Genomic DNA, 14,367 nt, shown 5'->3' on the forward strand with positions numbered 1-14,367 from the left:
GATGTCATCTAGAAATAATAAATCCATTCTCGATCTGCTTTCTCTTGAAAAAACAAAAATCGACTCCCTATTTTCCGTGGCAGACAAGCTGTCTGCGAATGAGTCTATTCCCTTTGAGGGCTTCGGCAAAACCGGAGCCCTTTTGTTTTTTGAGGCAAGCACAAGAACTCGCATGAGTTTTGAAACGGCTTGCGCAAGACTAGGAATTTATCCTCTGCTTTTGGATGGAAAAGCCGGAACCAGCCTCGAAAAAGGGGAAACTCTAGAGGACACTGTGCTCAACGTCGATGCGATGAAGCCGAGTTTCCTGGTGATTCGCTCTGGAGACGACCTTGATCTCAAAGCTCTTTCTGAAAAAGTTCAGTGTCCGATTTTAAATGCGGGCTGGGGAAAAAAAGGTCATCCGACACAAGCTCTGCTAGATGCTTACACGGTTCGTAAACATCTTGGCACTTGTAACGGACAAAAAGTTTTGATCGTGGGTGATGTTCGTCACAGTCGTGTGGCGGCTTCACATTTTGAATTGGCGAAAAAATTGAATTACGAAGTCGCACTCTGCGGACCGAAAGAGTTTTTACCAGAGTCAGGAAATCACAAAGTTTTCTCTTCTTTGAAAGAAGGTCTTCAGTGGGCGACAGTGGCGATGGCTTTGCGAGTGCAGCTTGAGCGTCATTCGTCACAGTATTCGTTGGCTGATTACCGTGAGCACTATGGGTTTATGGTGAAAAATTTGAAGGATCTTTCAGCAAGAGCTTTGATCATGCATCCGGGCCCGATCAATCAAGGGACGGAGTTGGATTCTGAAGTTTTACAAGATCCGCGCTGCAAAGTTTTGGATCAGGTTTCTAACGGTGTTTTGATTCGCCAAAGTCTTATCTACGCGACATTGTCGGAGGGGAAATAATGAAGGGTTATCTCGTTCTTGAAACAGGTGAAGTGTACGCGGGACGTTGGAATGGCGGAGAAGATCGCGCCGGTGAAGTCGTCTTTAACACTTCTCATTCAGGTTACGAAGAAATCGCCACGGATCCTTCTTATTTCACTCAGATTGTTGTGATGACAGCCCCAATGCAAGGCAATTACGGCATTGAAGATGACGTGTGGGAATCACGTCGTCTGTGGATTGAAGGATTTATCTGCCTTGAAATTCAAGACACCGAACGTGACCAGGCTTGGAAAAAACGTTTAACCGAAAATAAAATTCCTCTAGTTACGGAGCTTGATACCAGAAACTTAGTTTTACGTCTTCGTAAAGGAACTCCGTGGGGCGCTCTTGTTCATGCTTCTTCCGAACAAGAGGCTCGCAACAAAGCGGTTTCCTTGATTGCCGCAAAAAAAGTCATGGAAAAGGACTGGGTTTATCTCACTTCTCGTAAAGAAACAGAAACTCGCCGTGGGGAAAACATGGTGGGTCCTCGTATAGCCGTTCTTGATTTTGGTGCAAAAGAAAACATTCTTCGTGAACTGCAAAAGCGTTGCTCGGAAGTGAAGGTTTTTAATAGCCGCTCTTCTGTGCAGGATATTCTGGCTTACAATCCAGATGGAATTATGCTCACAAACGGTCCTGGCGATCCGGCTGATGTGAAAATTGCAACAGGCACGGTCCGCGAACTTTTGGGTGTAAAACCGATTTTTGGAATCTGCATGGGCCATCAAATCCTGGGTCTGGCTTTAGGCGCAAAGACTTATAAGTTAAAATTCGGTCATCGTGGCAGCAATCATCCGATTCGCGACACTCTGCTTAATCAAATTTATATGAGCAGCCAGAACCACGGATACGCTGTAGAGGCTGAAAGTCTGCCTCCGGACGCCCAAGTGACACATACCAATCTCAATGATGGCACTGTGGCAGGTTTTTATAGTGAAAAGAGGAAGTATTTAGGAATACAATATCATCCTGAAAGTTGCCCAGGACCGCATGAAGCGACCGGGCTGTTTAGCTATTTTATTGAGCGGATGATATGAACGAATACGAAAAGCTTATAGAAAAAATTCTCAATCACTTTGTTAGCGACGCCTTCAAAGACGAATTGGCCATGGCCAAAAAAGAGTTCTTTGAAAACGCGGGAACGTTGGATGAAAACTCCGACCACTATGAGTCGCGCATGGCGCAGTTTTATGATTGGTATTTTTTCACGCGCGAACTGAAAGGCTTTGGGCAAACACCACTGGATGCGTGCTTGCTTGTTCGTGAATTGCGTTTTTCTGATGAAGAATTAAAGACGCTCGAAGTTTTAAAACAACACCGTCATTCTATTTTTGAATTTATCAAAATCAAAAACGGCGACGTTTACATCAAAGATCTTTTGGCTAACAAAAAATTGATCGTAAAACAGTCTTCGTATGTTTTTGGATTTGATCCCGATGAGCTTTTTGAAGTGCGCTTGATCCCGCATGGTGACTCTTACGTCTTCACGCGAGGATTTTGTTTCCACCCTGAAAGTGCCAAAAAATTCATCTTGGGCGAAGTAAAACGCCATCGTAAAGATCCGGATTTGGATCCAGATCTTTTGATGCTTCGTCTGATTAAAATGCGTTACAAGTTTGAGCAGTATAAACATGTAAGGCCCGAAATGATTTACTCCAACGAGGGGAAATTGGGCATCTGAATCGCAGGAGGAAAAAGTGCCGAGAACGTCCAGTATTAAAAGAGTTTTGATTATTGGCTCTGGACCTATCGTAATTGGACAAGCGTGTGAGTTTGATTACTCCGGCACTCAAGCCTGTAAAGCCCTGATGAAAGAAGGATTGGAAGTTATTCTTGTTAACTCCAATCCGGCGACCATCATGACAGATCCTGAGGTGGCGACACGAGTTTACGTAGAGCCTCTGAAGGTCGACTATCTTGAAAAAATCATCGCCAAAGAAAAACCGGATGCTGTGATTCCCACTCTCGGCGGTCAAACAGCTCTCAATCTCGCTTTGGATCTTCACGCCAAAGGCATTCTTCAAAAATACAAAGTTCAACTTTTGGGTGCGACACCGACAGTAATCAAAGCGGGCGAAGATCGCGAAATCTTCCGCGGTATCTTAGATAAAATCGGCGCTCGTTATCCAAAAAGTCATTTGGTCAGAACCTATGAACACGGTTTACAAATCGCCGAAGACCTAGGTTATCCGATGATCCTTCGTCCGAATTACACTTTGGGCGGCGGGGGCGGCGGTATCGCGTATTCTCCAGAAGAATATCAAAGCATGCTCATCACGGCTTTGCATGAAAGTCCGACATCGGAAGTTCTCGTTGAAGAAAGTATTTTGGGTTGGAAAGAATTTGAACTTGAAGTGATGCGCGACCACAAGGGCACATTCGTTGTGGTTTGCAGTATCGAAAACTTGGATCCTTGTGGAGTTCACACGGGTGACAGTATCACGATTGCTCCTCAGCAAACTTTGAGCGATCGCGAATATCAATCCATGAGGGATGAAGCTTGTAAGATTATCAACGAGGTCGGTATTCAAACGGGCGGCGCGAATATTCAGTTCGCGGTTCACCCAACAACTCGTGAACGCGTGGTGATTGAAATGAATCCGCGCGTAAGTCGTTCTTCGGCGCTTGCAAGTAAAGCAACGGGATTCCCGATTGCAAAAATCGCAGCACTTCTTGCGATTGGTTACAGCCTTGATGAACTTCAAAACGACATCACAAAGGTGACACCGTCTTGTTACGAGCCAGCCCTTGATTACGTCGTCACAAAAATTCCACGCTTTGCTTTTGAAAAATTCCAGGGTTCTAAAGATCTTCTGACGACGCAAATGAAAAGTGTCGGCGAAGTGATGGGGATTGGTCGCACGTTACAGGAATCCCTGATGAAAGCCATGGCGAGTCTTGAGAAAGATCCGCAAGCCATCCCTGAAGTAGTTTTAGAAACGGGGAAAGTTTCTTATCCAAACAGTCAGCGCATTTATCATCTTTTCCAAGCTTTCCGCGACGGAAAAACAGTGGCTGAAATCGAAGAGCTGACAAGAATCAATCCTTACTTCTTAGAGCACATCGAAGCTCTCATTAAATTTGAAAATAAATTTAAAAAAGAATTCTCTGATTCCAATACGGAATTATTGTTGGCGGCAAAACGCAAAGGTTTCACGGATGCACGTCTTGCGAAGCTTGTAGGGAAAACAGAAAAAGAAATCTGCCAGTTGCGCGAAAAGAACGGTATGTTCCCGCGCTATCAACAAGTGGATACCTGTGCCGGGGAGTTTGAATCTTCCACTCCTTACTTCTATTCTTCTTACTGGCCGACAACATCCGCAACGGTGAGCGCACCTGATGCTGTTGTGATTATCGGAAGTGGCCCGAACCGTATCGGTCAAGGAATCGAATTTGACTATAGCTGCGTTCGCGGGGTGAAGGGTTTCCAAAAAAGCGGCAGGAAAGTCGTGATGGTCAACTCAAACCCAGAAACAGTTTCTACAGATTACGACACCTCGGACGTACTTTTCTTTGAGCCTCTCACAGTTGAAAGTTTGACAGAGATCATGCGCTTTATGAAACCAAAGGGATTCGTCGCGCAACTGGGCGGGCAAACTCCGATCAGCGTGGCCCATGATTTGGTGAAAGCCGGATTTAAACTTTTAGGTTCTTCGCTTGAAACAATTGATCTTGCTGAGGACCGCGGCCTCTTTACAAAAATTTGTCGTGAGTTGAATTTTGAAATTCCAAATTCGGCAATGGCAGGTTCGTTGGCTGAAGCCCTTCAACATGAAAAGTCTGTCGGTTATCCGATGATCTGCCGTCCAAGCTACGTTTTGGGTGGCCGTCGTATGGAAGTGATCGAAAGCCAAGATGAGTTGATCTCCTACTTCCAAAGACATAAAGACTTTATTTCTTCTGATAAGCCGTGCTTGATGGATCAATTCTTAGCAGGGGCTCTTGAGGTCGATGTCGATCTTGTGCGCGGTGATGATTGGACCGTGGTCGGCGGAGTCGTTGAACATATTGAAGCGGCTGGAGTTCACTCTGGGGATTCGATGGGTGTTCTTCCTCCACAGCGTTTGAAATCTGAAACTTGTGAACGCATTGAGGAACTCAGCAAGCGTCTTGCCGACCGTATCGGTGTGATCGGTCACTTGAACTTGCAACTCGCTGTGAAAAATGACGTAGTCTACATGCTTGAAGCGAACCCACGCAGTTCGCGTTCTGTGCCGTTTGTGGCAAAAGCGACGAACATTCCGCTCATCGATTTGGGTGTGGCGGCGATGTTGGGTAAAAAGAAAAAAGATCTTCATTTGGACAAATTGAACTGGAGAAACACACAGCAAGTTTCCGTCAAAGGTGTTGTGTTTCCGTTTAAAAAATTCTCGGAATCTGATTCGATCTTGGGACCTGAGATGAAATCAACAGGGGAAAGCATGGGCCGCGGAAAAGATTATTCCGAAGCTCTTTCCAAAGCGTTCCTTTCAAGTAACATAAGACTTCCAAAGATGGGTCAGGTCTTCTTCTCTCTTCGTGATAAAGACAAAGAGTTGATGCTCGGCATGGCCAAAGAACTGCAACGTATGGGGTACGGTGTTTCTGCAACAACGGGAACGGCGAACTTCTTTAACGAACGCGGTGTGAATTGTTTGTCGCTAAGAAAAGTCGATGAAGGTCGTCCGCACTGTGTGGATAAAATTCGCTCAGGCGAAGTGGCTTTTGTCATCAATACGACTTCGGGACGCCGGGCCATCGAAGCGAGCTTCGACATTCGTCGAGCTTGTACGGACTACAATATTCCATGTCTAACAGAGAGTGACGCTGCTGAGGCTTTCGTTCTTGCTTTGAAAAATCAAAGAAATGAGTCATCATCAGTCGAGGCTCTGGGAGCCATGGAGGAATTTTGAAAAGACTCATTCTAGGACTGATTGCACTTCTAGTTTTTTCAAGCGTTCAAGCGGCTGAAACAAATAGCAACGAAACCAACCCACCGTCGATCACCATTGGTGTGATTCCCGGTGGAAACCCCGAAAACCTGCGCGAGCAAGGTTTGAATTTAGCCAAAGAGCTTCAAGCGAAGCTTAATATTCCGGTTAACATTTATATTTCCAAAAATTACGCAGGTCTTATTGAGGCTATGAAAACGAAGAAAGTGGATTTCGCTTTCTTCTCTTCGTTGACGTATGTTTTTGCCGAAGAACAAGCCCAAGCTAAAGTGCTTCTTAAAAAGGTATGGAATCAGCCGTTTTATTATTCCGCGATCATCACTCCGCAAAGATCTGGAATCAAAAAACTGAAGGATCTTAAAGGAAAGCGCATTGCTTTTGTGGATGATAAATCTTCTTCCGGCTATTTGTATCCGCAAGTGGCTTTAAGAAAGATCGGTCTTAAAGACAAAGACTTTAAAGAGGTCGCTTTCTCTGGAAATCACCAGGCTTCGATTCAGTTTTTGGAAGCCAACAGGGTCGATGCTGCCGCTGTATTCAGTGACGACGAAAAGGGAACACAGGGCGCGTGGGTGAAATTCGGAACAAATAAAAAAGCCAAATACCGTATTATTTGGATGAGTGCTCCCATTCCTAACGATCCATTCTGCGTTCGTCAGGATTTTTATGACACTTATCCTAAAACAACGCACACTTTGATGTTTGCTTTGATTGATATCTTGGCCGAATCCCAAGATAAAAACGCTTACTCAGAAATTTTAGGTTCTCGCGACTTGATGCCTGCCACTTCTAAACAGTATGATCCTGTAAGGGAGATGGTAAAAGCTCTGAATCTTGAGCTCAAACCATAGAGTTTGATGGCAGCAGTACTCAAAGTTGAAAAGCTCAATAAAACATTTAAAGGCGGTCTTTTTGAAAAAGATCGCCATGTTTTGCGTGATGTGACCTTTTCACTTCCTGAAGGACAAACTTCAGGTTTCGTTGGCAGCAACGGCTCAGGCAAAACCACAACGATCAAATGTCTTTTCGATTTTATTCGTCCCAACAGCGGCGAAATTCTTTTCTTCGGAAAACCTTTAAGCAGTGAAAGCAAAACCCGCATCGGCTATTTGCCAGAGCGCCCTTATCTTTATGAGTTCCTCACAGGGATGGAGTTTTTGCGTCTCCACTGGAATCTTTGTTACGGCTCCACGATGAAAGACTTCCACGAAAGAGCCCATGAAGCTCTTAAAAAAGTGGATCTAATGGAAGCCAAAGACCGTCGTCTTCGCACATACTCCAAGGGCATGTTGCAAAGAGTGGGGATCGCCCAGGCCATTCTCACAAGACCTGATTTGTTGATCCTTGATGAACCGATGTCGGGCCTTGATCCCGATGGACGAGCGATGGTGAAAGATATTCTGCGCGAAGAACAAAAGCGCGGTGTGAGCCTATTTTTTAGCAGTCATCTTTTGCAGGACATGGAAGAACTTTGCAGTCACTTGGTTGTCATCAATCGCGGGCAAATCCTTTATGACGGAGTTTTAAGTTCCTTCATGGCGGAATTCCAAAGTCTTGAAAGAGCCTTCGCGGTTCTGAAAGGACGGGAGGAAGCTCATGGGTAAAGTTTGGGCTTTAGCAAAAACCACTTTACGTGAAATGTTGCGCGAAAAAGTGTTCCTCGTTGTGGTTTTAATCGCAGTCGCACTTTTAGCTCTAAGTTTCTTGCTTGGAGCACTGTCCTTCGCGGAACAAAGAAAAATCCTGACAGACTTTGGATTCCTGGCAATTCAGGTCGCGGCCCTCGGAGTTTCTCTTTTTTCAGGTTCCTATTTACTCGCTAAAGAAATCGAAAAACAAACATGTCTATTGATTCTTTCAAGGCCTGTCAGTCGTGAGCAATTCATCCTGGGAAAAATCTTTGGTGTCCTTGCACTGAACACTCTTTTATTAACAGCTTTGGGGGTTCTGCTTTGGGTTCTTTTGGGTCTTTGGAAAGAACCCAATCTTTGGCTGTCATTTGTAGAAATATGTCTGAGTCTTTGGTTTGAAAGTGCTGTGATCTTGTGTCTGGTGATCTGCTTTAGTTTGATCGTAAGACCTGTGCTTGCACTGGGCGCTGGCTTTATGGTTTTCCTTCTGGGACATTGGCTCGGTGATCTTTCGTTCTTCGCTGAAAAAAGCAAAGAAGAACTTTTCATTCAAGCCGTTAAAGTTTTCCATTGGATCACGCCGAATCTTTACCGCATGAACTGGAAGTCCGCTTACTTTTTGGAAAACGGAATTCCTGCGCAAAATGTAGGGTGGATGCTCGCACACATGACGGGATGGGGAATTTTACTCATCCTTGCCACAAATTTCTTCTTCAGGAGAAAAGACATTGTCTAATTTGGATCTTACTTTCTACGTTTTTTTCTTTATCTTGGGCGCGATCTTCGGAAGTTTCGCCAACGTCGTGATTTATCGTTTGCCAAAAGAAGAAAGCGTCGTAAAGCCTCGCAGTTATTGTTACAACTGCAAAACGCCGATCAAATGGTACGACAATATTCCAATTTTTAGCTGGTTTATTCTGCGCGGGAAATGCCGTCACTGTGGCGCAAAATTCTCTTTCCGTTACCCATTAGTGGAACTTATCATGGCGGGCCTTTTTACTTTAAGCTTTCACTACGTCGGATTTTCGTGGTCGCTGTTGGAATATTTGATTTTTATTTTCGGACTCGTTGTCTGCACCTTTATCGATCTTGATCACATGATTTTGCCTGATGAATTCACTCTCTCAGGCATCGTGATTGGTCTTGTGGGTGCTGCCTTAAATCCTCATCGTGAATTCTTAGATGCTCTTTTCGGCGTTTTGATGGGCGGCGGATTTTTGTGGGGCATGGCTTACGTGTACTATCTACTAACAAAACAAGAAGGCATGGGTGGGGGAGACATCAAACTCCTTGCTTGGATCGGTGCTTTGCTTGGATGGAAAGCCATTCCTTTTGTGATTATGTCTTCAGCCATCATCGGAAGTGTGATCGGTTTGATCGCTGCAAGAAAACAGAAGGCTGGACTAAAGACCGTAATTCCATTCGGACCTTACCTGGCCTTAGGTGCTATTTTGTATTTGTTCGGTGGAGAGACTATCGCCCTTTGGTACTTGAACCTATTTTTACCCGGCTTAGGCTAATTTTCTCAGATATAACATTTTGATATCTGGACCTTTTTAGAAGTTCCCGAGAGCCATATTTGACATTCCCTGTCCAAGCAGAAATAATTTTATTATTTAGGACTTGTGTCCCAAGGACGTAAGTCTTTGAAATGACATCTGAGTGATACAACTGGGGAAGCAGCGAAAGCATGTTTTTTAAATCGAAGAAAGTTATCGGACTCGATATCGGAACGAGTTCCATCAAACTGGCTGAAATGGACTTCAGTGGCAAAGGAGCCCAGTTGCTTTCTTTTGGTTTCGCGCCGACTCCGCCGAATTCTGTTTCTGGTGGTGAGATTGTTGATATCGCTTCTGTTGGTATCGCGATTCAATCTTTGATCAATGAAGTAAAATCCAAACGCAAGAGCATCTCAACGGCAATGTGGGGTACAGCCGTGATCGTGAAGAAAATCACGATTCCCAAAATGGATAAAAAACTTATCAAAGATCAAATCCGTTTCGAGGCAGAGCAATACATTCCATTTGATATCAACAATATCAGCTTGGCCCATCATATTCTGGCGGGCAGCAGCTCTCCGGACACGATGGATATTTTGTTGATCGCCGCTCAAAACGAACTTGTCACTCAGTACACACAAGTGATTGAGGTGAGTGGACTTTCTTGCGGCGTTTTGGACGTGAGTGGTTTCGCTCTCGCAAATGCCTTTGAGTTGAATTACGGAAAAATCCCTGGAGAAGTTATCGGAATTCTGAACTTCGGTGCATCGATCACAAACTTCGTGGTCGTGCAAAATGGCGAAGTGATTTTCTGCCGTGATATTCCTGTGGGTGGTGCTAACTACACGAATGAAATCCACAAAGCGATGGGCGTGACGGTGGCTGAAGCCGAAGCCCTTAAACTGAGCGCGATCTCTCGCCGTGAAGTTCCCGACGAAGTTCACAGCATCATCAGCGCAACAAATGAAGCGGTGACAGAAGAGATTCGCAGCAGCTTGGACTTCTTAAGTGCGACAACAAATGGTCTGGTCCTGAGCCGTTGTTTTTTCACGGGCGGAAGTTCCGCAACATCAGGCCTGACAGAGACTGTGTCTCGCGTGACAGGCATTTTGATGGAGCCATTTAATCCATTCTTGCGTGTGAAAGCGAATCCGAAAAAATTCTCTCCAGAATACTTGGATCAAATCAGCTCTTTTGCTGGCGTTGTGACAGGTCTCGCTTTGCGTGAAGTGGGGGATGCATCATGATTAAAATCAATCTGGCATCCGGAGCTTCAGTCAGCGCGGGGTCTCCTCTTGGGGCTTCACTGGGAATTTCATCAGACAGTTTCTTAGCTCCTGATGAGGTAAGAAAAGAGGCCCTGAAGCGTTTGGTTTTGATTCTTGTGGGACCGTTGGCTTTATACATTTACCAAAATCAAAACGTTCCGGGCAAGGTTGCTGATCTCAACGCAAAAACGCAGGTTTTGACAGAGTTGCAAAACTACAATTCAAAACAAGCTGCTTCTGTGGCTGAGATCAAAAAATTTAAGGAAGACGAAGCTTTGATTGAAGCACGTATTTCAGCCTTGGAAAAAATCGCTAAAGACCGCCAAAGAGAAATCCGTGTTTTGGATCTGTTGCAAACAGTGATTCCTGAAAAAGCTTGGCTCACACGTGTGCAGATCAATCCGGATAAAGTGAATGTGCAAGGTCTGGCTTTGAGTGATTTTGAGGTGTCTTCTTTCTTGGAAGCGTTAACAAAGAGCGCGTTCTTAATGGACGTGAACTTGGTAAGTTCAAGCGAGATCAACCAAGATGGCGTGATGTTAAAAAAGTTTGAAATTAGCTGTTTGTTGGAGAGACCCGAATGAATAAGTTCTTTGAAACTCTCGCAGCCCAACAAATCAGTAAGGTCCTGATCATCGGATTAGGACTGACGGCTTTTTATTGGTATGCACTTTACGACGACGGCTCCGCTGTTGACGCGCAAATCGTGCAAATCAGCCAACAGCTTCAAGAAGAAGAAAATAAGAAAAAAGACACGGATGCTACTCTCAAGCAAGTGCAAGAGATGCAAGAGAAGGTCGGACAACTTAGCCAAAAGTATCAAGAGATCTCTCGTCGTCTTCCGTCTGTGCTTTTCTCAATTGATATCAATAAAGCGATTGACGACTTTGCCCGCAATGCCGGTGTGAGTGTGAAATCGAAAAAACCAGGCGACAACGTTAAAAAAGAAGTCGTTGAAGAAGTTCCTGTGGATGTGACGTTGGAAGGAAGTTATGCGGAACTTGCGCAATTTTCTTTCTTGGTATCGACAGCAGAACGTATGGCTCGTGTGAAAAACGTCGTGATCACAGAGTCTGAACCTGGAAGTAAGAAATTAAAATTTGAAGGTCAGGTGGTCGGCTACAAACTGGCTCCTGAAGAAAAGAAAAAACCTGCTGATGGAACGGCAGGAACGGAGACTCCGCAGTGAAATCTGTAAGATGGATTGTATCTTACATTCTAGTAGCCTCTTTGGGACTTTGGCTTGCTTTTGCAGTGAGCGTGAAGTTTATGGCTCCTGCGCATTCTCAAGAAACTCCGTCTAATGGAGATTTACCCGCAGACTTCTTAAAAGAAGTGGAATCGACTCAAGTTCCGCCTGCAGGAGCAACTCCTCCTAAGCCAGGAACTCCGCCGCCACAACAGCAACCTACGGCCCCGCCTGGATCTGCGCAACAGCAACAACCCTCGGTGCCACCGCCACCAATGGAAAACGAAATGCCAGTGGGTGACGGTGCAACAGCGCAAACTCCTCCGCCAGCAAGTATTTTGCCGAGCGATGGTTACCGTTACGATCCGACAGGAAAAAGAGATCCGTTCAAAGTTTTCAGAACGGTTCGTCCTAAAGATAACGGCGGTTCTGACATCGCAAAACCGAATGAGATCCTAGAACCATTGCAGCGTTGGGAAATCGAGCGTTTGCAGGTTGTCGGTATCTTGTGGGATGTGCGCACGCCGCGCGCGATGATTCGCGATCCGGATGGCGCTGTATTTACTGTAACTAAAAATTCAAAGATCGGCCGAAGCGAAGGATTTGTAGCGGCCATCCGCGAGGGTGAAGTCGTTGTCGTAGAAACCAAATATGACGACGGAAAATCGGTTAAAGAGACTCGCGTCTTGGAATTGAAAAAGTAAGCTTATTTATCAGAGGAGGAACGAATGAAAGGACTCATTCGATTATTTATCCTAAGTGCGTTGATTGCTTCTATCACCTCTTGTGCCAGCCGTCCTGTTGAGGACGATTTGTCATTAGATGGTGGAGAATCCTCATCTGAAGTGGCTCCAGCGGAGTCTTCAGGCAATCAAGATGATTTTGCAGATTTTGAAGATGGCGGCGGTGAAACAAAACAAGCCGAATCTGCTCCTGCGCAAAACGATCAAGATTTAGCGATTGAAGATGAAGTCAATCAAGCGGAAGGACAACCTCAAGAGCAGGCGGCGACTCCACCTGCAGAGACAGTTCCAGCTCCTGCTCCGACGGAAGAAGCTTCACCAACAGAAGATCCATTTGCTGACAGTTCAGTGGCGGACGTTCCTGCGCCAGCTCCAGAAACTCCGGCACCGCAAACTCCAGCTCCGACTGTGACAGAGACAATTCCAACTCCAGTGCAAGGGACAGCGCCTACAGTGTCTGTTCCATCTGGATCTCCTGCCAACATCACGGATTTGAAGTTTAAAGCCAATGAAACAGGCGGAACTGTTGTCGTGCAAGCGGACAAGCCGTTGACTTACACGACACGCACAAATCCTGATTTGCATCAGTATATTATTGAAGTCGACAACGCGAACTTACCAGACCGTTTGAAGCGTTCTTTGAATACAAAGGACATCAAAGGCAGCGTCGGCGCCATCGACGCTTATCAAAACCCAGGTTCAACAACAGCACGCTTTGTTATTCAATTGCGTGAAGGTGTGGCAGAGCCCGCAGTTCAAGCCGAAGGCAACAGCCTTTTGATCGTTGCCAACGGCGCTGGAACTCCTGCAGAGGCGCACGAAGTTGCTCAAGCAGACGGAACCAATGTGGAGTTGTCTGACGCGAAAATTTTGCCAAGCCAGAACCTGACGGAATTCCTTTCTGGAAACACGAAGTTTTACGGTAAAAAGATCTCTATTGAGACAAACAATATGGATATCCGCGACGCTTTGAACTTCATCACGGAAGAGAGCGGCGTGAACATGGTGATCTCCGAAGACGTAAAAGGGGCGGTGAGCTTAAAACTTCGCCAAGTTCCTTGGGACCAAGCTTTGGTTGTGATCATGAAAGCGAAAAAACTGGGTTACACTCGTCAAGGCAACGTGCTTCGTATCGCTCCTCTTCAAGATTTGAAAGCGGAAGAAGATGATGCAACGAAACTGGCGCAAGCCCGTAAGAACGTGGAACCTTTGAAAGTTCGCATGTTCCCTGTGAGCTACGCGAAAGTGGACGAGCTTGAAAAGAAAATCAAAGATTTCTTAGGTGATCGCGGAAAGGTTGTCGGTGATGTTCGTACCAACGCTTTGGTTGTGACGGATATCGAAGAAAATCTAGAGCGTGCAGCGAAATTGATTGCGAGTCTTGATACACAACCTCCACAAGTTTTGATCGAATCAAAAATCGTGGAAGCGCAAGAAAGCTTCACTCGTAATATCGGGATCAATTGGGGAGCTTCTGGTGCGCCGATTAAACTTGGCTCGACAGCGCGCGGTCCTGTGAACATGAATCCAAGCTTTAACATCAACCCGACAGCAGCCACTCCGGGCAACTTGAATTTCAACGTGAGCGTGGGAACTCTGGATGTCTTTGGAACTCTGCAAGCGGCGTTGTCTTTGTCTGAAAGTGAAGGACAGGTGAAAATCCTCTCCGCCCCACGAATCATGACAATGACGAATGAAAAAGCGGATATCAATCAGACGACAGAAGAACCAGTACGTCAGGTGACTCAAAACGGGACAGCAACTCAAGAGACGTTCCAGTTTAAGCCATTGACGTTGAAACTTGAGGTGACTCCGCAGGTGACAGCGGACGGATCTGTTATAATGAAAGTCACTGTGAATAGACAATTCCGTGGTGCCGACGTGAGTAGTGCGGGTCAAGGTGCGTTTGCGGTCAACAGCCGTGAAGCCAACACTCGCGTGCTTGTGAAAAACGGTCAAACAGCGGTCATTGGTGGTATCTACCAAAGCGACGCTGTTGAGAATGAAAACGGTGTGCCTTGGTTCCGTGAGCTTCCTGTTGTGAGTTACTTGTTTAAAACCAAGAACGTCACAAGAAACAAATCGGAGCTGCTAGTTTTCCTTACACCAAGAATCATCGGCCCGGTTGACGCAGGTCCAGTAGCTCCGACGACTCAAGATTTTTAAAGGGAGGGAACA

Annotated in this window: 13 protein-coding genes; all 13 read left to right on the forward strand. The window is 45.7% G+C overall.

Translation table 11 applies throughout. From position 1 onward, the window contains the following. Position 1 precedes the first annotated feature (1 nt). The 13 genes from ACLSSO_RS04020 (at position 2) to pilQ (ending at position 14,355) form a co-directional block, all read left to right on the forward strand. On the forward strand, positions 2–904 hold the full coding sequence (locus tag ACLSSO_RS04020) for an aspartate carbamoyltransferase catalytic subunit (protein WP_413944128.1): 903 nt from the start codon (positions 2–4) through the stop codon (positions 902–904). Further along, positions 904–1,965 carry a glutamine-hydrolyzing carbamoyl-phosphate synthase small subunit gene (gene carA / locus ACLSSO_RS04025; protein WP_295905826.1) on the forward strand — a complete coding sequence of 354 codons (1,062 nt, stop codon included), beginning with the start codon at positions 904–906 and terminating at the stop codon, positions 1,963–1,965. The genes ACLSSO_RS04020 and carA overlap by 1 nt, the downstream gene beginning before the upstream one ends. Next, entirely contained in the window at positions 1,962–2,609 is a 648-nt protein-coding gene (locus ACLSSO_RS04030; RefSeq protein WP_295905825.1) for a hypothetical protein, read from the forward strand. Before carA ends, ACLSSO_RS04030 begins: the two co-directional genes overlap by 4 nt. Before the next feature lie 16 nt (positions 2,610–2,625). Continuing rightward, entirely contained in the window at positions 2,626–5,820 is a 3,195-nt protein-coding gene (carB, locus tag ACLSSO_RS04035) for a carbamoyl-phosphate synthase large subunit (protein WP_413944129.1), read from the forward strand. Then, positions 5,817–6,710 carry a phosphate/phosphite/phosphonate ABC transporter substrate-binding protein gene (gene phnD / locus ACLSSO_RS04040; RefSeq protein ID WP_295905823.1) on the forward strand — a complete coding sequence of 298 codons (894 nt, stop codon included), beginning with the start codon at positions 5,817–5,819 and terminating at the stop codon, positions 6,708–6,710. The genes carB and phnD overlap by 4 nt, the downstream gene beginning before the upstream one ends. Positions 6,711–6,716: 6 nt before the next feature. Next, positions 6,717–7,463 carry an ABC transporter ATP-binding protein gene (locus ACLSSO_RS04045; RefSeq protein WP_413944130.1) on the forward strand — a complete coding sequence of 249 codons (747 nt, stop codon included), beginning with the start codon at positions 6,717–6,719 and terminating at the stop codon, positions 7,461–7,463. Beyond that, positions 7,456–8,226: an ABC transporter permease gene (locus ACLSSO_RS04050; RefSeq protein ID WP_413944131.1), complete on the forward strand. Its 771-nt coding sequence runs from the start codon at positions 7,456–7,458 to the stop codon at positions 8,224–8,226. Before ACLSSO_RS04045 ends, ACLSSO_RS04050 begins: the two co-directional genes overlap by 8 nt. 1 nt (position 8,227) lies before the next feature. Then, positions 8,228–9,010: a prepilin peptidase gene (locus ACLSSO_RS04055; protein WP_413944800.1), complete on the forward strand. Its 783-nt coding sequence runs from the start codon at positions 8,228–8,230 to the stop codon at positions 9,008–9,010. Between the two features lie 170 nt (positions 9,011–9,180). Continuing rightward, positions 9,181–10,236 (forward strand): type IV pilus assembly protein PilM, encoded by a 1,056-nt coding sequence (pilM, locus tag ACLSSO_RS04060; RefSeq protein ID WP_295905122.1) that lies wholly within the window; start codon positions 9,181–9,183, stop codon positions 10,234–10,236. Further along, the gene (locus ACLSSO_RS04065) at positions 10,233–10,841 is read left to right on the forward strand and encodes a PilN domain-containing protein (protein WP_295905120.1); all 609 of its coding nucleotides are present in this window, start codon (positions 10,233–10,235) and stop codon (positions 10,839–10,841) included. Before pilM ends, ACLSSO_RS04065 begins: the two co-directional genes overlap by 4 nt. Further along, a complete protein-coding gene (locus ACLSSO_RS04070) occupies positions 10,838–11,446 on the forward strand; it encodes a type 4a pilus biogenesis protein PilO (protein ID WP_340590477.1) in 609 nt (202 codons plus the stop codon). Before ACLSSO_RS04065 ends, ACLSSO_RS04070 begins: the two co-directional genes overlap by 4 nt. Next, positions 11,443–12,150, forward strand: coding sequence for a pilus assembly protein PilP (locus ACLSSO_RS04075; RefSeq protein WP_413944132.1), 708 nt, complete (start codon positions 11,443–11,445; stop codon positions 12,148–12,150). The genes ACLSSO_RS04070 and ACLSSO_RS04075 overlap by 4 nt, the downstream gene beginning before the upstream one ends. Positions 12,151–12,174: 24 nt before the next feature. Next, positions 12,175–14,355 (forward strand): type IV pilus secretin PilQ, encoded by a 2,181-nt coding sequence (gene pilQ, locus ACLSSO_RS04080; protein WP_413944133.1) that lies wholly within the window; start codon positions 12,175–12,177, stop codon positions 14,353–14,355. Positions 14,356–14,367 lie beyond the last annotated feature (12 nt).

Source organism: Bdellovibrio sp. HCB-162, from assembly GCF_047344985.1.
GTDB lineage: Bacteria > Bdellovibrionota > Bdellovibrionia > Bdellovibrionales > Bdellovibrionaceae > Bdellovibrio.